The organism is Amycolatopsis heterodermiae, assembly GCF_034929455.1.
GTDB lineage: Bacteria > Actinomycetota > Actinomycetes > Mycobacteriales > Pseudonocardiaceae > Amycolatopsis > Amycolatopsis heterodermiae.
In genome coordinates this window covers 628,031-647,094 of record NZ_JAYFSI010000004.1, presented here as the reverse complement: position 1 = coordinate 647,094, position 19,064 = coordinate 628,031, and the positions used below count along the sequence as shown (strand labels likewise).

Sequence of the window (19,064 nt, the reverse complement as noted above, 5' to 3'; positions counted from 1 at the left end):
CTGGGCGCCGAGGGGGATGCCGGATGCTGACTCTTGACGAGGTGCTCGCGGGCGACGTACGGCGGTGGGTGGACTTCGACGTCGAGGTGCGACGGACGTGGTGGTACCGCGGGTCTCCCCGGACCCCGCGAGAAGCGGCGGCCGTCGACGCGTGCGCTCCTGACGGCCGGCTGCGGGAGGCCGCCGTCGCGCGGCTCGCGGTCGGTCCGGACCCCGAAGCGCTGCCATTGCTGCTGATCCGTTGCGTCGACTGGGTCCCGCAGGTCCGGGACGCAGCGCGGGGAGCCGTGGTTTCCAAACTGGACGAATCCGCGCTACGCGCGATGCTGCCGCTGGTCGCCATGCTGCGCCGGCGCCAGGTCGACGGCTGGATGACCACGCTGTTTCGGGACGCGCTGCCGAGTCTGCTCGATGGCGCATTGGCCCTGGGTGATCGGGAAAGCCGCCGCTGGGCGCACGGCGAAGCGATCCGCGCCGGACTCCTGTCGTCCGATCGGTTACGGCAGATCACCTTACGGGACAACGACTTTCGGATCCGGACGTCGTGCGGCGACGCCCTGCTGGACCGCGGCGAAGCCGTCGAAGAACTGCTCGCCGACGGGACGCCGCCGGTCCGCATGCGCGCCCTGACCCTTCTCGGCGATGACACCGCCGTGGCCCACCTGGCCGACCGGGCTTCGGCGGTGCGCTCGATGGCTCAGGCGCTGGTCCTGAAGGCGGGCGGCGACCCGGCCGCGCACTACCGCGAGCTGCCGGACTCCGCCGGGGTGCTCGCCGGGCTCGGCGAGACCGGAACCTCGGAGGACGCCGGACGGCTGGAGCGAAACCTCGCCGACGAGCGGCCAAGGTTCCGGGCGCTGGCCGTCCGCGGCCTGCGCCGGGTGGCTTCGGAGTCGACGGCGGTGCGGCCGTTGCTGACCGACCCCTCCCCCGCCGTGACGCGTCAGGTCGTGGAGTTCCTGCGCGGCAAACCGGCGCTGGTCGACGTGCCCGCGTTGCGCACGCTGCTGAGTCCGGCGAACCCGGTCCACACGCGACGGGCGGCCGCGACCCTGCTGCGCGACCGCGACACCTGGCTGCGGCTGCATACCGACCTCACGCTGCTGCGGGACCCGGAGCTGGGTGAAGGCGCCCAGCAGGACCTGTACGCCTGCCGCGACCACATGGCGAACGTCTACACGCAACCGTCGGCGCGGCTGCGCGCGGAGATCGAGGCGGCCTGCATCGGCCTCGAACCGGCGCTGGCCCGCGGGATCCGGCTCAGCCTCGGCACCTGACTCACGTGAGGTCGGCGCGCAGCAGGCGGAGGGTGAACGTGGCGCCCGCGCCGGGGCGGGCGACGGCGGCGATCGTGCCGCCGTGGCCCGTCACCACCTCGCGGACCAGCGCCAGGCCGAGGCCGAAGCGGCGGCCGTCGCCGTCCGTGCCGCGGGCGAAGCGCTCGAAGATGCGGTCCGCGTCCGCCGTCGGGAAGCCGACGCCCGTGTCGCGGACGCGCAGCTCGACGTGCTCGTCGTCCGGCGCGCCCAGCGACACCTCGATCGAGCCGCCCGGCGGGGTGTGGCCCAGCGCGTTGTCCAGCAACGCCGAAAGCACGCGCCGCAACGCCGTCGGGACGCCCTGGACGACGTACGGGCCGCGCTCCCGCGTCACCGCGATCCGGATCCGGCCGGCGCCCGCGCGCACCGCCTCCGCCGCCACCACCTCGTCGGCCAGCACGCCCAGCTCCACCGGCACCAGCTCCGGACGGCCGCCGCACGCCTGCGCCGACAGCAGCAGGTCCTCGACGACTTCGCCGAGTTCACGCGTTCCGCGCACCAGCTGCTGCAGGTCGTCACCGTCCCGGCCGGACGATCGCCGGGCCAGCAGCTGCGCACGTGTGTGCAGCCGGGTCAGCGGGGCACGCAGCTCGTGGGACGCGTCCTCGACGAACGTGCGCTGCCGCCGCAGCGCGTCGGCCAGCGGCCGGATCGCCCGGGACGCCAGCAGCCGGCCGCACACCACCGCCGCCAGCAACGCCAGCAGCTCGGCGACCCCGAGCCCGAACAGCAGCGACGACCGGTCCTGGATCTGGTACCGCTCCTCGAAGAACGCCTGCGAGACGACGCCACCGCGGTTCTCCACGCGGATCGTGTACGTCATGCCGCCGAACGACCGGCGTTCCGTGTGGACGTCACCCGGCGACGACGCGAGCGCGGTCAGCCCGGCGATCGGCATCCCGGCCGGCGACGGCCCGGGCGGCGCGTGCAGCGCCGGGGTGAACAGCCAGACGCAGCCCGGCGGCGTCGCGGTGGGGCCGAGCTCGATGGTCCGGGCCAGCGTGCGGTCGGCGTCGGCGTGCTGCCCGGACAGCAGCATCCCGTAGGCGATCCCGCCCGCGACGGCGACCAGCAGCGACACCACCACGGCGATCTGCGCGGTGATCACCCACCGCGCCCGGTGCAGGGCGCGGGCTTCGGGGTCGCCGCGGGACTTCACACCGCACCGATCTGGTAGCCGAGCCCGTGCACCGTCCGCACGACGTCCCGGCCGAGCTTGCGCCGCAGGTAGTACACATAGGTGTCCACAATGGACTCACCGGTCGAGTCGGCGAACACGCGGGTGCGCAGCGCGGCCCGCGGGTGGATCGCCTTCGGCCGCTGGGCCAGGGCCCGGAGCAGCTCGAACTCCCGCCCGGACAGCGTGATCCGCTCGCCGCGCGGCAGCACGACCTCGTGACGCTGCAGGTCGAGGGCGGCGGTGCCGAGTGGGATGGACTCGGCGCCGTCGAGGTCACGGCGGCCCAGCGCGCGCAGCCGGGCGAGCAGCTCCTCGGTCTCGAACGGCTTGACGAGGTAGTCGTCGGCGCCGGCGTCCAGCCCGCTGACGCGGTCGGCGAGCGTGCTCAGCGCCGACAGCACCAGGACGCGGGTGGTGACCGCCCGGGCCCGGAGCCGCGCGAGCAGCTCCAGGCCGTCGAGCACCGGCAGCCTGCGGTCGATGATCATCACGTCGTACCGCCCGGTGAGGCCGAGGTGCAGCCCCCGCTGGCCGTCGTACGCCGCATCGGTTTCGTAGCCTTCGTCCGCGAGCAGCTCGGCGAGCAGGCCCGCGAGTTCGCGGTCGTCCTCGACGAGGAGCACCCTCGGTTTCTCCGCCGCATCGTGCACGACCCCATACTGGCAGTTATTTTCTGGTATTGAACCCTCAACTTTTCCCGGTTACCGGGACCGGCTCCGCCATCAAGACCACTTCTGTGGTCCCTCTGCGGGCATCACGCCGGTCGAGCCAGCTGAGCACCGGCGCGGTCATGACGGTGGTCACCAAGGCGACCAGCACCAGCACGGTGAACAAAGCGGGCGAAACGATCCCCGCCGCGAGCCCGACGTTGAGCGCGATCAGCTGCATCAGCCCGCGGGCGTTGATCAACGCCCCGACGCGCAGTGCGACCGGCTGCGACTCCCCCACCAGCCGGGCCGCGCCCCAGCACGCGCCGAACTTGCCGATGATCGCCACGGCGACGCACAGCACCGCGAACAGCAGCAGCTTCGGGTCGGCGAGCAGGGCGAACCGGGTGTTCAGGCCGGAATAGGTGAAGAACAGCGGGAGGAACACGATCCGCCCGATCGGCATGATCTTCGCGATCACGGCGTCCGCGGCGGGCATCCGCGGGAAGACGATGCCGACGCAGAAGGCGCCGAACACCGCGTACAGCCCGATGACGTCGGTGAACCAGGCGGCCGCGAACAGCGTCAACGCCGTGATCAGCATCTTTTGGTCCGCGGAGATCCGCCCGCTACCCATCGCCTTCGCGAGCACCCGGCGGCCGACCAGCACCAGCAGCAGCGCGAAGAGCAGCCCGCCGCCGACGGCCATGGCGACCGGCCCGGCCGAGCCCGCGTGCATGCCGAGGACGACGGCCAGCAGGACCCACGCGAGAACGTCGTCGAGGGCTCCGCAGGCCAGCGCCAGCGAGCCGAACCGGGTGCCGCCGAGTCCGCGTTCGGTGATGATCCGGGCGAGCATCGGGAACGCCGTGATCGCGAGCGCCACCCCGACGAACGCCGCCGACGTCGTCAGCGACACCCCGTCCTTGCCGATGCCCGCCCAGCTCGTGCCGAACACCGCGACGCCGACGCCGAGCGCGAGCGGCACCACCGTGCCCGCCAGCGAGATCGCGCCGACCGACTTGGCCGAGCCGCGGATGCTGCGCAGGCTGAATTCGTAGCCCGCGCCGAACATGTAGATGACCAGGCCGATCTGGCCGCCGACGTAGAGCAGCGGGCGGATGCCGTCCGGGAACAGCGCCGTCTGCACGCCCGGCAGGACCAGCCCCAGCAGCGACGGGCCGAGCAGCACGCCGGCGATCATCTCGCCGACCACCGGCGGCTGGCCCAGCCGCACCGCGACCATGCAGACGCCCCGGCACACCACGAGGATGACCGCGACGGCGAGGAAGAACGCCGGTGCGGCAAGCGTCGGGCTCATGAGTTTCCTCCGGCGAAGTAGGTCGAGCAGAGGGCTTGGCGACGGGCGTCGACGACCATGTACGTGCCGAACACGAGCTGGGCCAGGCTGCGCCAGACGTCTTCCCAGCGGTCGCGCACCGCGAGCCACACCAGCGGCGCGCGCTTGCGGCGGGCGCCCCGGGGCGTCAGCAGGGCGGGCCCGCGGTTGGGGATCGAGCGCGTGTGCCCGGCGGTCGAGGCGAGGCTGAACCGGCGCAGCACCTCCCGCGCGACGACGCGCATGGTCAGCGGGGCCAGTCCGCGCGCCGGGCAGGCGCGGTTCTGCGCGATGCCGAACGGGACGAAGTTGACGTCCTTCTTGGCCTGGACGGCGTGCGAGCACCAGCGTTCCGGGTCGAACTCCTCCGGGTGCTCGAACCCCGCGTGGTGGAAGTCCGGGTAGCTGAAGCAGAGCACGGTGCCGGCCGGGATGGTCAGGTCCGCCAGCTCGATGTCCGCCGTCGAAATCCGGTGCGCGATGCCGAAGAGCGGGTAGGTCCGCAGGCCTTCGTCGATGACGCGGTCCAGGTAGGCGTCGTCCTCGGGGTGCTCGGCCAGCCGCCGCTGGACGTCCGGGTGCTGCGCGACGATCATCAGCAGGTGGGCCATCGCCTCGGACATCTGCACGACGGCGGTGTTGAAGAACGTGCCCTGCAGGTAGTAGACCTGCTCTTGCGGGGTCAACGCCTCCGGCAGCGGGTGCGGGACGTCGTCGAGACGCCTTCGCAGGTACTTCGTGAGCCTCGCACGGCGGCGCATGTTCCGCGGCCGCACGCACTTCAGGGCCGAGACGACGTCGTCGGCGTTCGCCACGATGAGGTCGCGCGCCTCCGGCGGGCACGGCTCGTCGAAGACCAGCTCGTAGTACAGCTCGGCCCAGATCGGCATCATCTCGTCGCGCAGCCGGACCAGGCCGCCGTCCAGCTGGTCCAGCACGTGCGTGGCGACGCGGCGCGTCAGCTCTTCGGAGTCCTTTTTGGACTTGACCAGGATGTGCCGGGTGCACTTGGCGACCTCGTCGTAGCGCGGCCCCGGTTCTAGGTGCTCCTGGTGCACCTCCGGGCCCGGCGCGAGCCAGTACCAGAACAGGTCCGACAGCGCGGCACCCTTGCTGCGGCCGTTCGCCGCGGGGTCGGCGTAGACGCGCCGGAAGTCCTCGGCACCGATCCGCTCACCCGGGATCGTCACCGTGTCCTCGCCGTTGACCAGCGAGAAAATCTTCACCCGCAGCGCGACGACACGGCCGGGCAGCCACGCGGGCGCCGTCGCCAAGGCGGCTGCGGCAAGCGCTTTCCCGATCATCGCCGCACCTGGTCCGGGGTGAGGTCGGCCGGCCGCCGTCCGCCGCACTGGGCGAGCGCCTGGTCGAAGTCCTCCCGCAGCAGTTCGAGCACCTGCGAGACGCCTTCGCGCCCGCCCGCGGCCAGCCCCCACACCACCGGGCGGCCGACGCCGACCGCGTCCGCGCCGAGCGCGAGGGCCTTGACGACGTCGGTGCCGCGGCGGATCCCGCCGTCGAGCAGCACCGGCATCGCCCCGCCGACCGCGGCGGCGATCTCGGGGAGGACGTCGATCGTGGCGGGGACGGTGTCGAGCTGGCGGCCGCCGTGGTTGGACACGACGATCCCGGCGACGCCGTGGTGCACCGCGAGGCGCGCGTCCTCGGGGTGCAGGACACCCTTGATCAGCACCGGGAGCTTCGTCTTCGAGCGCAGCCAGGCGATGTGCTCCCAGTTCAGCCCGGCCGACATGACGATGTCGCGGACGTGGCTGGCGTTGCCGCCACTGCGGTTCTCGCCGATGTCGCGCAGGTTCTCGACGGCGAATCCCGGCGGCAGGTCGTGGAAGTCGTTGCGGTCGTCGCGCTCGCGGCGGCCGAGCACCGGGGAGTCCACGGTGACGACGAAGGCCTTGACGCCGGCGCCCTCGGCCCGGCGCACGACCGCCTCGGTGAACTCCAGGTCCGGCTGCAGGTAGAGCTGGAACCACAGCGCCGGGTCGGGCGCGACCTCCCGCGCCGCCGCGGCGACGTCCTCGATGGCCGTGGTCGAGGCCATGCTGACGATCATGATCGTGCCCGCGCGCGCCGCGGCCCGGGCCGTCGCCAGCTCGCCGTCGGCGTGGGCGAGCCGGTGGAACGCCGTCGGCGCGATCAGGATCGGCATGGACGCCTGGGAGCCGAGCAGCTCGGTGCTCAGGTCCCGTTTGTCGCTGCCGCGCAACACCCGCGGCAGCAGCTTCAGCTTCCGGAACGCGGTTTCGTTCTCCGCCAGGGTGATCTCGTCCTGCGCACCGCCCGCGAAGTAGTCGTAGTGGACCGGGTCGAGCCGTTGCCGCGCCGCCGCTTCGAACTCCGCGATCGTGCGCATCACAGCTCCTTCGTGAAGAAGGCGGCCAACGGTCCGATGTGGACTTCCCGGTCCCACTCGTTCTCGAGGTTCTCGGTGACGTGGTGGGTGGCGACCAGCTCGCCGCGGCGGTAGTGCCGGACGATCGGGTGCAGGTAGTGGCCCTCGCCGTGGTCGTTGGCCTGGTCCTGGCTGGCGCGGGCGACGAAGTCGAACGGGTCGATCTTGTCGTGGTCCGGGCCGTAGTCGAGGGTGACGACGAAAGCGTTCTCGGGCGGGTCGTCCAGCAGCCGCGCCACCGGCACCTCTTCGAGGTACCGCGCGGTGTCGCCGTCGATCGTGAGGACGTCGCCGAGGAAGCCGAACTGCTGGTACAGCGCGGAAGTCCGGTTGATCCGGGTGATCACGGCTTCGGTCAGCGCGTCCGGTTTCGCGGGCAGCTCGGTGCTCGGCCACGGCGTCTCGTGGTAGCGCTCGCCGAGGACCTTGGCCAGCGCGCGGACGCCGTAGCGGAAGCCGTGGATGAACGCGCTGGTGGCCTTCTTGAAGTCGCGGACCTGCGTGATCGTGCCAGCGAAGTAGAGGCCGGGCACGTTGACCGACTCCCAGCTGGACGTCTGCGCCGGGAAGCGGTCGTTGATGGTGAGCTGCGGGCGGCAGTCGTCGTCGAACACGCTCGCGTCGAAGCGGAAGCCGGTGCAGATGATCACGCGGTCGTAGCGGATCTCCTTGACGACCTCGTCGACGCGGGCGAAGGCGTACTTGACGTGGTACCCGTCGGCGTCCTTGCGGATCTCGCGGACGTCGCCGTCGAGGATCGCGTGCTGCAGCTTGAGCTGGTACATGTCGAGGATGCCCGCGTTGTACGCGCGCAGGTGGCCGACGAAGTGCGTGCGCCAGGCCAGCTTCACCGGCCGCGGGCCGCCGACGTGCACGATCGCGGCCGTCTCGATCAGGTTGTCCGCGGTCTCGAAGGCGGAGTTCCCCTTGCCGAGCACCAGGACCCGCTGGTTCTTGAACTCCTGCGGGTCGACCGAGACGTCCGAATACTGGTCGGCCAGCTCGATGCCGGGGATGTCCGGGACGTAGGACTTGCTGACGCCGGTGGCCATGATCAGCCGTCGCGCGCGGAGCTCGGTGTCACCGGCGGTGACGACGAAGAGAGCGCTTTCCGGCTCGCGGTGCACCCGCGTCACCCGGGTGTCGTAGCGGACGTTGATCCGGTGCTTCGCCGTGTAGTCGGCGAGGTAGCGGAGCAGGTTTTCGGCGTCCGGGAAGAGCTTTTCGCTGTAGTCGGTGAAGAGCACCGGGTCGTCGTCGCCGTCGGCGAGGATCGAGTTCCAGTCCATCCGGAGGTTCAGCTCCGGGTCGGTCCAGCCGGTGTACTTCTTGTTGATCGAGATCAGCGTCCGGTGGCGCGGGTAGGTCGCGAAGAACGTGCCGGGCGCGGATCCCGCCTCCAGCACGAGGTACCGGCGCCCGGCGTGGCCGAGGAACTGCCCCAGCTGCAACCCGGCCGGCCCCGCGCCGACGACCAGATAATCGAGCACTTCCTCCGACACGACGACCTCCAGGCTCGGCACCGATCACATGATCGGCACCGAGCCTTCCCCGGAGATCTCAGAAAACCTTCAGAGGCAACTCGCAGCGTGCTACTTGCCGGCGGCCTTCGCGAGCCGCTCCGGGTAACGCTCCCCCGCGATCGCCTCGGCGGGAGCCGCCGCTTCGATGGCCTCGACGTCGGCCGCCGTCAGCTCCAGCGAAGCCGCCGCGACGTTCTCCTCCAGGTACTTGCGCCGCTTCGTGCCCGGGATCGGCACGACGTCCTCGCCGTGGGACTGCACCCAGGCCAGCGCGAGCTGCCCGGCGGTGACGCCCTTCTCCTCGGCGAGCTTGCGCAGCGCGTCGACGATCGCCATGTTGCGCTCGAAGTTGCCCTCGGCGAACCGCGGCAGGCCGCGGCGCATGTCGCCCTCCGGCAGGTCCTTCATCGACGTCACCGCGCCGGTCAGGAAACCCCGGCCCAGCGGCGAGAACGGCACGACACCGATGCCCAGCTCGCGGCACGTGCTGAGGATTTCGCCCTCGATGCCACGCGTCCACAGGGACCACTCGCTCTGCAGCGCGGTCACCGGGTGCACGGCGTGCGCGGCGCGGATCGTCGCGGCGCTCGCCTCCGAGATGCCCGCGTACCGGATCTTGCCCGCTTCGACGAGGGAGGCCAGCGCGCCCCAGGTCTCCTCGATGGGCGTGTCGGGGTCGACGCGGTGCTGGTAGTAGAGGTCGATGTGGTCGACCCCGAGGCGCCGCAGCGACTCGTCGCAGGACTGCTTGACGTACTCGGCGTCACCGCGAGCGCCCATCGCGCCGGCCTCGCCCCACACGATGCCGAACTTCGTCGCGAGCACGACCTCGTCGCGGCGGCCGGCGATCGCGCGGCCGACCAGCTCTTCGTTGGCGCCCTGTCCGTAGACGTTCGCCGTGTCCAGCAGGGTGACGCCGAGCTCGAGCGCCCGGTGGACCGTGGCGATCGACTCGTCCTCGTTGTCGAAGACGCCGTAGGCCTGGCTCATCCCCATGCAGCCCAGCCCCTGGGCACCGACTTCCAGTTCGCCGAGCTTCCTGGTCTTCACGCGGAGATTCCCTCCATGTCGGGTTCCACACCGAACGCCTTGCGCTCGATCTGGGCGTAGTTGTCGATCTTGTAGTCGAGGACGTCGAGGCAGCCCTGCAGCTCGGCGATCCGCTCGGCGACCGACCGGCGCTGGTCCACCAGGAGCGCCTTGCGACGGCCCGCGCTGGCGACGCCGTGGCGGCGCAGCGATGCGTACTCGCGCATGCTCTTGATGGGCATCCCGGTGGTCCGCAGCTTGGTCAGGAAGGCCAGCCAGCCGAGGTCCTCGTCCGAGTAGGCCCGGCGACCGGCGGTGTCGCGGGCGGGCGGGTCGAGCAGTTTGATGCGCTCGTAGTACCGGAGGGTGTCGATGGACAGCCCGCTACGTCGAGCGGCTTCCGCTATCGAGTAGCTCATGACCTCGACACTACGACCTGGAGTGCACTCCAGGTCAACTCCGAGCTCTGGCCATTCATAACAGCGTTCCGATACGCTGCGTAGATGGCTCGACCACGTACGCACGACGAAGCCCTCCGGCTGAAGCTCCTCGACCGCGCCGGAGAGCTGATCGCCGCCGACGGGCCGAAGGCGCTTTCCCTGCGGAAGCTGGCCGCCGACGCCGGGACGTCGACCACCGCCGTGTACTCCCTGTTCGGCAGCAAACCCGATCTGGTGAACGCGCTCTACACCGAGGGGTTCCGCCGGTTCGGCGCCCGGATGGCCGGGACCGCGCTGACCGGTGACGCGGTCGAGGACCTCGTGACGCTCGGCAGCGCCTACCGCGCGAGCGCGCTGGCCGACCCGAACCTCTACGGGATCATGTTCACCAGGTCCGTCCCCGGGTTCGAGCCCAACGAGGACGCCGAGCAGCTCGCCCGCGAGACGCTCAAGCCACTGGAACGCATCATCACCCGCGCGGTGGCGGACGGCGTCTTCCTGGACGTCCCCCCGCCGACGATCGCGGTCGCCTGCTGGGCGTTCGTGCACGGGCTGGTTTCGCTGGAGCTGACCGGCAACCTGCCGGAGGAGTTCGACGTCACGAGCACGTACGAGACGGCCCTGCGCGCGAACGCCGCCGGCTGGCTGGCTCACCCCAGCGGCAGCGTCCCGTCGTAGACGACCTTTTCGGCCGCGTCGAACGCCCGGATGTGCACCTTCCCGGCGTAGCCCCGCGGCACCCAGGCGAGGGCCATCCCGTCGGTGACCACCGCGTCGGCGCCGTCGCCGTTGCCGAATTCGAAGCCGGCCGACGTCGCCGAGGCGGGCAGCACCACGGCGAGCGGCATGCGGGCCCGGCCCGGTGCCGCCCCCGCTTCGGGGCTGCCGAGCGTGTCCACCCGCAGGACCCGGGCCGGGACCTGCCGGTTGCCGGCCAGATCGGGGTACGCGCGGGCGTTGGTCCCCGGCCGCCAGTAGTCCGGCTCCAGGGTGCAGACGATCACCCGGTCGCCCCGGCGGCCCATGACGACCTGGTAGTCACCTTCCTTCACCAGCGGTCCCGGCCGGTAGGCCGCGGCGTCCGGGATCACCTCGCCGGCGTCGGTGAGGCAGTCGCCCAGGGCCCGGCCCGCGGCCGAGGTGCGGTCGGCCGGTTCCGGGCGGTCGGTCACCGCGAGCAGCGGCGCCGGCGCGTCCGGGAGGGTGTTCATCCGCCCGTCCCCGACGGCCAGTTCCGCCTTCGCCGGTAGCGCGCCGGTGAACTCCGCGAACTGGCGGCTGACCGGCGAGAAGCGGAGCCGCCACGAACTCGCGGAGCCACCGCCCGTCTTCACGGCGAAGTCCGCCCGCGGCACGGCCGGGTCGAGAACCCCGGCCGCCAGCCCGGTCGCGCTCCGCAGCAGCAGCCCGGTCCGAGTGCCGGGCGCGTACGAGGGCGTGGCCCCCGGGTCCGACAGCGTCACGGTCGTCCCGGTCGTTTCGCAGAACATCGGCTTGCCGGCGGCGGTCGCCGCGACCACCGCGTCGCCCTCCTGCTCCGCGGTGAACAGCGGGACCCACTCCGCGCGCGGGGGCACCCGATCGGTCTTGCCCGCTGCTCGAACCGCGGCCCAGCAGCGGTCCAGCGAAGCCGTCGCGAGCCCGGCGTCGAGCGTCAGCCCGCCGGTGAGTGCCGGCGCGGTGTCGGCGGGCGGCCGCAGCTGCCGCGTCACGACCACGGCGCCGGCGGCCAGGACGAGCACCGCGGCCGCCGCGGCGTACCAGACGTGGGTCTTCCGGGGTGGTTTCGCGATGCCCTCGCGGAGGTTCGCCCGCAGCCGGTCGCGGACGTCGTCCGGCAGCTCGCGACGCGCCGGGAGGCCTTCGATGCTCATTTCGCCTCCAGCAGGGCACGCAGCCGGGCGCGGGCCCGGGACAGGTGGGAGCGGACGGTGACCTCGGCGACGGCCAGCAACGCGGCCGCGTCACCGGTGCTCAGGTCCCCGAGCAGGCAGAGTTCGACGACCTCACGCTGCGCCTTCGGCAGCGTCCGGACGGCCTCGACGACGTGGCGCAGCCGCTGCTCGCCGTCGAGCTGCTCGGCCACGGCGTCGGCGTGGTCGGACACCACCGGCGGGTCCGGGATCCGCCGCAGCAGCCGCGATCGCCGTTTCGCGCCGCGGTACTCGTCGCGGGCGGCGTTGCCCGCGACGGTGTAGAGCCATGGCAAGGCGCTGTCGCGCACCAAGGTGACGTCGGCGCGGCGGCGCCAGGCGGTCAGGAACGTCGTGGACGTCAGGTCTTCGGCGCCGGACCACGACCCGGTCAGCCGGTAGGCGTGGTTCCAGACGGCCTCGGCGTGCCGCTCGAACAGCGCGCCGAACGCGTCTTCGTCACCCGCGGCCGCCCGGTCCCACAGTTCCCGGTCGCCGGCCTGGCCCACCGGTACCCCCAGATGACTGCTCACACCCGTCTGTGGCCGGCACCGCCCGGGATGTTGTACCGGGCTAGACCGCGCCGTATTGGCGGTCGCCCGCGTCGCCGAGACCCGGCACGATGAAGCCCGAGTCGTTGAGCCGCTCGTCGATGCTGGCCGTGACCACGCGGACCGGCAGGCCGGTCTTCTCCAGGTGGGCCAGGCCTTCGGGCGCGGCCAGCGCGCAGATCGCCGTGACGTCGTCGGCGCCGCGGTCGGTCAGCAGCCGGATCGTGTACTCCATCGAGCCGCCGGTGGCGAGCATCGGGTCGAGCACCAGCACCGGCCGGTTCGCGAGCGACTCCGGCAGCGACTCGAGGTACGGCGTCGGCTTGAGGGTTTCCTCGTCGCGCGCGAGGCCGACGAAGCCCATCTGCGCGTCCGGGATCAGCTTGTGGGCCTGGTCGGCCATTCCCAGCCCGGCCCGCAGCACCGGGACGAGCAACGGCGGGCTGGCCAGCTTGTACCCCTCGGTGCGCGCGACCGGCGTGTGGATCCGCTCGGTCTTCACCGGCACGTCGCGCGTGGCTTCGTAGACCAGCATGACGGTCAGTTCGTGCAGTGCGGCCCGGAACGCGGCGCTGTCCGTGCGCGCGTCGCGCATGGTGGAGAGCCGGGCCTTCGCGAGGGGGTGGTCGACGACGTGCACATCCATGCAGGTCAACTTAGCCGGTCGGCGAACCTTTTCACCCAGCCGCGCTGCCAGGGTGTTTCGACGGCGCGTGGGTTGTAGTGCTCCCGCACCCACGCGACGGCGTCGCCGGCCGGGACTCCCGAAAGGACCGCGAGGCAGGCCATCACCGTGCCGGTCCGCCCGGCACCGCCGTAGCAGGCGACTTCGACGGTTTCGAGCTTGGCGCGTGCGTGCAGGGCCTTGATCTGACGACGTGCTTCCGCGGGCTTGGCCGGCAGCAGGAAATCGGGCCAGGTGACCCACTCGTGCGGCCAGGTGATGCCGCCGCCGTGCTTGCGCCGCAACCGGCTCGTCCCGAGGTACAGCCCGAAGTCCGGGGCGGGTTCGTCGGGGCGCGGGCGGCCCAGTCCCCGGCCGCGGACCCGGGTGCCGTCCGGGAACTCGACTGTCGGTGATCCCATCGGCCCAGTGTCCTTCGGAAGATGGACACGGTGGGTGGTTTTCGCCACTAAGCTCCCCCGGGTGAGCGAACTGACGCCCGACCAGATGCGGGCCTCCGACGCCGACCGTGAGCGCGTCGCCCAGGTGCTGCACAACGCCCTCTCGGAAGGGCGAATCACGGTGAACGAACTCGAAGAGCGGCTCACCACCGTCTACGCCGCCAAGACGCTCGGGGACCTCAAGCCGGTGACGGTGGACCTCCCGTCGTCCGGCGCGGCGGTCGAGCAGGCGACGTCACGCGCGCTGGGTTTCCCGGACCAGCGCATCGGCGGCCACCCGGGCTCCCCGGTGTCGATCGGCGTCATGTCCGGCGCGATCCGCAAGGGCAGCTGGGTCCTGCCCCCGCAGCACAACAGCTTCGCCTTCTGGGGCGGCGCGGAGATCGACCTGCGCCAGGCCCGCTTCGCGGAGAAGCACTGCACGATCACGGCGGTCGCCATCATGGGCGGCATCCAGATCACCGTCCCGGACGACATCAACGTGGACGTCACGGGCATCGGCTTCATGGGCGGCTTCGTCCTGGAGGACAAGTCGGGAGCACCGCCCGCCCCGCCGACGGCCCCGACGGTGAAGATCAACGGGCTGGGTTTCTGGGGCGGGGTGGTCGTGTACCGGAAGCCGGCGAAGCGGAGTGAGCCGCCGCAGATCGAAGGCGCCTGACCCGCGGCGTTGCGCCGCCGCATTAACGCCCATTCCCCCGCGTCGAAGATCAACGACCTCGGTTTCCGCGACAACGTGAACGACCCATTCGTGTGCCGTCCACCGGCGCGAACGGTCCACTCGTGCCCTCCCGCAGGGCGCGAACGGTCCACTCGCGCACCCACCTCGCGTCACGAACGGTCCGTTCGCACCCCACCCGCGTCGCGAACGGCCCGTTCGCACCGACTTACGTGACACTTGCCACCTGAAGCGTCACACCGGGTGACCCTCCGCCGGACGCCGCGCGGTGTCGGACCCGCCGCCTAGACTCAGGCCCATGACAGCCACGACCAGCACGTCAGCGGCGCCGGCCACCCCGGCACCGCTGGCGGACGCGACTCGCGACGAAGCGAGCCTGCGCCGCTTCCTGCTCGGGCTGCCCGGTGTCGACCAGGTCGGCGTCGAGCAGCGCGCGGCGGGCCTCGGCACGCGCAGCATCAAGAAGGACGCCAAGCGGTGGGCCATCGACACCGCCATCTCCATGGTCGACCTGACCACGCTGGAGGGCGCCGACACCCGCGGCAAGGTCCGGGCGCTCGCCGCGAAGGCGGTCCGCCCCGACCCCGAGCGGCAGGACGCCCCGCGCGTCGCCGCCGTCTGCGTGTACCCGGACATGGTCGAGACGGCCGTCGAGGCGCTGAAGGGCAGCGGCGTGCACGTCGCGAGCGTCGCGACCGGCTTCCCCGCGGGCCGCACCAGCCGTGAGATCAAGCTGGCCGACACGAAGATCGCCGTCGACGCGGGCGCGCACGAGGTCGACATGGTGATCGACCGCGGCGCCTTCCTCGAAGGCCGCTACATGGACGTCTTCGAAGAGATCCAGGCCATCAAGACCGCCTGCGGCGACGCCCACCTGAAGGTCATCCTCGAAACCGGCGAGCTGGCGACCTACGACAACGTGCGGCGCGCGTCGTGGCTGGCGCTGCTGGCCGGCGGGGACTTCATCAAGACGTCCACCGGCAAGGTCTCCCCCGCCGCGACGCTGCCGGTCACGCACATCATGCTGCAGGCCGTCCACGACTGGCACGTGACGACCGGCGAGCTGCGCGGCGTCAAGCCCGCGGGCGGCATCCGGACCACGAAGGACGCCATCAAGTACCTGGTCGCGGTGCACGAGGTCGCCGGCGAGCAGTGGCTGACCCCGGACCTGTTCCGCTTCGGCGCGTCCAGCCTGCTCAACGACCTGCTGCTGCAGCGCCGCACCCAGGTGGACGGCCACTACAGCGGCCCCGACTACGTGACGGTGGACTGATGCCTGTTTTCGAGTACGCACCGGCGCCGGAGTCGCGCGCCATCGCGAACCTGAAGGACCACTACAAGCCGTTCATCAACGGCGAGTTCGTCGACGGCTCGGGTGAGCCGCTCAAGACGATCAACCCGGCCACCGAAGAGGTCCTGGCCGAGGTCGGCACCGCGTCGAAGTCCGATGTGGACACCGCGGTCAAGGCCGCGCGCAAGGCGTACAACGGCGTCTGGTCGAAGATGCCGGGCACCGAGCGCGCGAAGTACCTGTTCCGCATCGCGCGGCTGATCCAGGAGCGCTCGCGCGAGCTGGCGGTGCTGGAGAGCCTGGACAACGGCAAGCCGATCAAGGAGTCGCGCGACTCCGACGTCCCGACCGCGGCGGCGCACTTCTTCTACCACGCGGGCTGGGCCGACAAGCTGGAGTACGCCGGCTACGGGCCGAACCCGCAGCCCCTGGGCGTGGCCGGGCAGATCATCCCGTGGAACTTCCCGCTGCTGATGCTGGCCTGGAAGATCGCTCCGGCGCTGGCCACCGGCAACACCGTGGTGCTGAAGCCGGCGGAGACGACACCGCTGACCGCGCTGGTGTTCGCCGAGATCTGCCAGCAGGCCGAACTGCCGCCGGGCGTGGTGAACATCCTGCCGGGCGCCGGCGACATCGGTGCGTCCATTGTGGAGCACCCGGACATCAACAAGATCGCGTTCACCGGCTCGACCGAGGTTGGCAAGGCGATCCAGCGCGAAGTCGCGGGCACGGCGAAGAAGCTGACGCTGGAGCTGGGCGGCAAGGCGGCGAACATCGTCTTCGAGGACGCGCCGCTGGACCAGGCGATCGAAGGCATCGTCAACGGCATCTTCTTCAACCAGGGCCACGTCTGCTGCGCGGGTTCGCGGTTGCTGGTGCAGGAATCCATCGCCGAAGAGGTGCTGGAGAAGCTCCGCTACCGCGTCTCGACGCTGCGCCTGGGCGACCCGCTGGACAAGAACACCGACATCGGCGCGATCAACTCGGCCGAGCAGCTGGCGAAGATCCGCGGGCTCGTCGAAGCGGGTGACGCCGAGGGCGCGCAGCGCTGGACCAGCCCGTGCCCGGTGCCGGACCGCGGGTTCTTCTTCGCCCCCACGGTGTTCGCGAACGTCCACCAGTCGATGCGCATCGCGCGCGAGGAGATCTTCGGCCCGGTGCTGTCGGTGCTGACGTTCCGCACGCCGGACGAGGCCGTCGCGAAGGCGAACAACACGCCGTACGGGCTTTCGGCCGGGATCTGGACCGAGAAGGGCTCGCGCATCCTGTGGATGGCGAACCAGCTGCGGGCCGGCGTCGTCTGGGCCAACACCTTCAACCGCTTCGACCCCGCCGCGCCGTTCGGCGGCTACCAGGAATCCGGTTTCGGGCGCGAAGGCGGCCGCACCGGGCTGGAGGCGTACCTGAATGTCTGACCGAATCTCCGTCGCCAAGACGTACAAGCTGTACGTGGGCGGCAAGTTCCCGCGCTCGGAGTCCGGCCGGGTCTACCCGGTGACGGACGCGAAGGGCAAGTTCCTGGCGAACGCGGCCCACGCGTCCCGCAAGGACGTCCGCGACGCGGTGGTCGCGGCCCGCAAGGCGTTCCCGGGCTGGTCGGCGGCGACGGCGTACAACCGCGGCCAGGTGCTGTACCGGGTGGCCGAGGTCCTGGAGGGCCGCCGAGACCAGTTCATCACGGAGGTCTCGGCCTCGGAGGGCCTGGCCCCGAAGAAGGCAGAGTCCATTGTGGACGCGGCCATCGACCGCTGGGTCTGGTACGCGGGCTGGACGGACAAGATCGCCACGGTCCTGGGAGCGGCCAACCCGGTGGCGGGCCCGTACTTCTCGTTCACGGTCCCGGAGCCGACGGGCGTGGTGGGCATCCTGGCGCCGCAGCAGTCGTCGCTGCTGGGCCTGGTCAGCGTCCTGGCCCCGGTCCTGGCCACGGGCTCGACGGCGGTGGTGGTCTCGAGCGCGGAGCGCCCCCTGCCGGCGATCACCCTGTCCGAGGTCCTGGCGACGTCGGATGTCCCGGGCGGAGTGGCGAACATCCTGACGGGCCACGCCTCGGAGCTGGGCTCCTGGCTGGCCTCCCACGGCGACGTCAACGCCCTGGACCCGACGGGCGCCCTCCCGGCGGACCGCCCCGGGCTGGCCCGCGAAGCGGCGAACACGGTGAAGCGGGTCCTGACGGTCCCGGACGCCGAGCCGGACTGGACGATCGCCCCGGACCTCGCGAGGCTGCGCCGCTACCTGGAGGCCAAGACGGTCTGGCACCCGCTGGGCGTCTGAGTTTTCGCTGGTGAAGGCCACCACCCGGATCAGCCGGGTGGTGGCCTTCACGCGTTCATGGTGACGTTAGGATCACAGAGAGTGCTCAGGGAGGGGCTTGTGATCGACTTTCCGATGGACCCGCGGGCCTACGTGTGGATCCCGCCCCGGATGGCGACCAGGCTCCGGCGCACCCTGCCGCTCCTCGGCGGCTTCACCACCGTCGTCGCCGTCGCGATGTGCATTGCCGTTCCCGTCCTGGGCTACACGCTGCCGACCAGCCACAACGCCGCCAACGGCATCCCCGTGATGCTCGGTGTCTTCAGCGCCGTGATGCTGCTCATGACCGGCATCGCGCTGCTGTTCGCCCCGACCTGGGTCGAGGTCGGCCACCACCGCGCCGGCACCGGTCCCATCTTGCGACTCCGCCCGGCCTCCATTTCGGTGGGGCCGCTGTGCGGCGGGGCCGTGTCGATCGTCGTGATGCCGCTCTTCTACCTCTCCTACAGCAGCGGCTTGACCTGGTCCGAACCCCAGGTGGACGGCGAGATCCAGATCAGCTTCGGGATCTTCGTCTTCATGGTCATGCCGCTGGTCGCGTTCGTCCTCGGCTGCGTCGACCTCGCGATCGGGCTGCCCGTGCTGCGGCCCTCCCCGCGCACCATCCAGCGGTACGCGCGCTAACTCATCGTCACCGAGAAGTCCGTCAGGGTGAACCTGGCCTTGCCGCCGCCCGTGGAGCAGAACTCGATGCCGTAGCCGATCTGGTTGACCGTGGGGTTCGGCGGGATGAAGCCCTTGCCGATGCCCCACGCGATCATCGCCTTCAGGTCCACCGCGCCCGAGTACTGCGTCGACTGGGAGACGAACGCGATGTAGCCGTCGTCGTCCGCCCAGACGTCGTACGCGTGGCCGCCCGCGGAGTACGTCGCCACCTTGTCGCCTGAGGGCTGCTGCTTGAGGTTCTCCGTCCAGACCATCACCTCGGTCACGCCCTTGCCGTCGCCGACGCCGTTGAGCCAGAGGTCGTATGCGACGTCGTAGATGCCCGTGCCCGGGCCGCGGCCGGCGAACGTCGACCGGATCACCGAATAGTCGTTGAACGGTTTCCCGTTCTGGTCATTGATGTCCTTGTGGACGTTCGGATAGGTTTTCACCGACGTCGTCGACGGCTGGGTGGAATCCACATACCAATTGTTGTACGCGCACGCCCGCAGCGTTTCCGGGCCGGCTTCGCCCGAGTTCCACATGTTGTTGTGGACGTAGTAGCCGCCGTCCGACCAGCCGCCGTCGGCGTCGCTCGTGGTGAACTCCGGGCTGCCGCAGTTGCGCGAAGGCGTCACCGAAGGCGGACTTGGCGCAGGT

Annotated in this window: 20 protein-coding genes; 7 read left to right on the top strand and 13 right to left on the bottom strand. The window is 71.1% G+C overall.

The features are described 5' to 3' along the window. The first annotated feature begins 23 nt into the window (after nt 1–23). Nucleotides 24–1,277 carry a hypothetical protein gene (locus VA596_RS22175; protein WP_323329708.1) on the top strand — a complete coding sequence of 418 codons (1,254 nt, stop codon included), beginning with the start codon at nt 24–26 and terminating at the stop codon, nt 1,275–1,277. A 1-nt stretch (nt 1,278) separates the two neighbouring features. Here VA596_RS22175 and VA596_RS22170 read toward each other — a convergent pair whose 3' ends face one another. The 8 genes from VA596_RS22170 to VA596_RS22135 form a co-directional block, all read right to left on the bottom strand. Next, nucleotides 1,279–2,478, bottom strand: coding sequence for a sensor histidine kinase (locus VA596_RS22170; protein WP_323329707.1), 1,200 nt, complete (start codon nt 2,476–2,478; stop codon nt 1,279–1,281). Then, a complete protein-coding gene (locus tag VA596_RS22165) occupies nt 2,475–3,122 on the bottom strand; it encodes a response regulator transcription factor (RefSeq protein WP_323329752.1) in 648 nt (215 codons plus the stop codon). The genes VA596_RS22170 and VA596_RS22165 overlap by 4 nt, the downstream gene beginning before the upstream one ends. Before the next feature lie 64 nt (nt 3,123–3,186). Beyond that, nucleotides 3,187–4,467, bottom strand: coding sequence for a cation:proton antiporter (locus VA596_RS22160; protein ID WP_323329706.1), 1,281 nt, complete (start codon nt 4,465–4,467; stop codon nt 3,187–3,189). After that, nucleotides 4,464–5,789 (bottom strand): cytochrome P450, encoded by a 1,326-nt coding sequence (locus VA596_RS22155; RefSeq protein ID WP_323329705.1) that lies wholly within the window; start codon nt 5,787–5,789, stop codon nt 4,464–4,466. The genes VA596_RS22160 and VA596_RS22155 overlap by 4 nt, the downstream gene beginning before the upstream one ends. Then, on the bottom strand, nt 5,786–6,856 hold the full coding sequence (locus VA596_RS22150) for an alpha-hydroxy acid oxidase (RefSeq protein WP_323329704.1): 1,071 nt from the start codon (nt 6,854–6,856) through the stop codon (nt 5,786–5,788). The genes VA596_RS22155 and VA596_RS22150 overlap by 4 nt, the downstream gene beginning before the upstream one ends. Continuing rightward, the gene (locus VA596_RS22145; RefSeq protein WP_410171913.1) at nt 6,856–8,418 is read right to left on the bottom strand and encodes an NAD(P)-binding domain-containing protein; all 1,563 of its coding nucleotides are present in this window, start codon (nt 8,416–8,418) and stop codon (nt 6,856–6,858) included. Before VA596_RS22145 ends, VA596_RS22150 begins: the two co-directional genes overlap by 1 nt. Nucleotides 8,419–8,487: 69 nt before the next feature. Then, on the bottom strand, nt 8,488–9,414 hold the full coding sequence (locus VA596_RS22140; protein ID WP_323329750.1) for an aldo/keto reductase: 927 nt from the start codon (nt 9,412–9,414) through the stop codon (nt 8,488–8,490). Nucleotides 9,415–9,464: 50 nt separating this feature from the next. Continuing rightward, the gene (locus tag VA596_RS22135; RefSeq protein WP_323329703.1) at nt 9,465–9,866 is read right to left on the bottom strand and encodes a MerR family transcriptional regulator; all 402 of its coding nucleotides are present in this window, start codon (nt 9,864–9,866) and stop codon (nt 9,465–9,467) included. 84 nt (nt 9,867–9,950) lie between these two features. On the opposite strand from VA596_RS22135, the gene VA596_RS22130 reads away from it, so the two are divergent. Continuing rightward, a complete protein-coding gene (locus VA596_RS22130; RefSeq protein ID WP_323329702.1) occupies nt 9,951–10,565 on the top strand; it encodes a TetR/AcrR family transcriptional regulator in 615 nt (204 codons plus the stop codon). Here VA596_RS22130 and VA596_RS22125 read toward each other — a convergent pair. Genes VA596_RS22125 through VA596_RS22110 form a run of 4 tightly spaced genes read right to left on the bottom strand, consistent with a single transcriptional unit; the run spans nt 10,538 to nt 13,437 of the window. Continuing rightward, nucleotides 10,538–11,761 carry a hypothetical protein gene (locus VA596_RS22125; RefSeq protein ID WP_323329701.1) on the bottom strand — a complete coding sequence of 408 codons (1,224 nt, stop codon included), beginning with the start codon at nt 11,759–11,761 and terminating at the stop codon, nt 10,538–10,540. The genes VA596_RS22130 and VA596_RS22125 overlap by 28 nt on opposite strands. Next, nucleotides 11,758–12,333 (bottom strand): RNA polymerase sigma factor, encoded by a 576-nt coding sequence (locus VA596_RS22120; RefSeq protein WP_323329700.1) that lies wholly within the window; start codon nt 12,331–12,333, stop codon nt 11,758–11,760. Before VA596_RS22120 ends, VA596_RS22125 begins: the two co-directional genes overlap by 4 nt. 40 nt (nt 12,334–12,373) lie before the next feature. Further along, nucleotides 12,374–12,997: a uracil phosphoribosyltransferase gene (gene upp, locus VA596_RS22115; protein ID WP_323329699.1), complete on the bottom strand. Its 624-nt coding sequence runs from the start codon at nt 12,995–12,997 to the stop codon at nt 12,374–12,376. Nucleotides 12,998–13,002: 5 nt separating this feature from the next. Beyond that, complete coding sequence (locus VA596_RS22110; protein WP_323329698.1) at nt 13,003–13,437, bottom strand: protein-tyrosine phosphatase family protein; 435 nt, start codon at nt 13,435–13,437, stop codon at nt 13,003–13,005. An 85-nt stretch (nt 13,438–13,522) separates the two neighbouring features. On the opposite strand from VA596_RS22110, the gene VA596_RS22105 reads away from it, so the two are divergent. The 5 genes from VA596_RS22105 to VA596_RS22085 all read left to right on the top strand — a co-directional run bounded on the left by VA596_RS22105 (nt 13,523) and on the right by VA596_RS22085 (nt 18,383). After that, on the top strand, nt 13,523–14,137 hold the full coding sequence (locus VA596_RS22105; protein ID WP_323329749.1) for a DUF1707 SHOCT-like domain-containing protein: 615 nt from the start codon (nt 13,523–13,525) through the stop codon (nt 14,135–14,137). A gap of 316 nt (nt 14,138–14,453) precedes the next feature. Beyond that, nucleotides 14,454–15,428, top strand: a complete 975-nt coding sequence (gene deoC, locus VA596_RS22100; protein WP_323329697.1) for a deoxyribose-phosphate aldolase — start codon at nt 14,454–14,456, stop codon at nt 15,426–15,428. Continuing rightward, nucleotides 15,428–16,861, top strand: coding sequence for an aldehyde dehydrogenase family protein (locus VA596_RS22095; RefSeq protein WP_323329696.1), 1,434 nt, complete (start codon nt 15,428–15,430; stop codon nt 16,859–16,861). The genes deoC and VA596_RS22095 overlap by 1 nt, the downstream gene beginning before the upstream one ends. Beyond that, nucleotides 16,854–17,720, top strand: a complete 867-nt coding sequence (locus tag VA596_RS22090; RefSeq protein WP_323329695.1) for an aldehyde dehydrogenase family protein — start codon at nt 16,854–16,856, stop codon at nt 17,718–17,720. The genes VA596_RS22095 and VA596_RS22090 overlap by 8 nt, the downstream gene beginning before the upstream one ends. 99 nt (nt 17,721–17,819) lie before the next feature. Beyond that, nucleotides 17,820–18,383: a hypothetical protein gene (locus tag VA596_RS22085; protein WP_323329694.1), complete on the top strand. Its 564-nt coding sequence runs from the start codon at nt 17,820–17,822 to the stop codon at nt 18,381–18,383. Here VA596_RS22085 and VA596_RS22080 read toward each other — a convergent pair. Further along, on the bottom strand, nt 18,380–19,042 hold the full coding sequence (locus VA596_RS22080) for a GH12 family glycosyl hydrolase domain-containing protein (protein WP_323329693.1): 663 nt from the start codon (nt 19,040–19,042) through the stop codon (nt 18,380–18,382). The two genes, VA596_RS22085 and VA596_RS22080, sit on opposite strands and share 4 nt — an antisense overlap. Between the last annotated feature and the right edge of the window lie 22 nt (nt 19,043–19,064).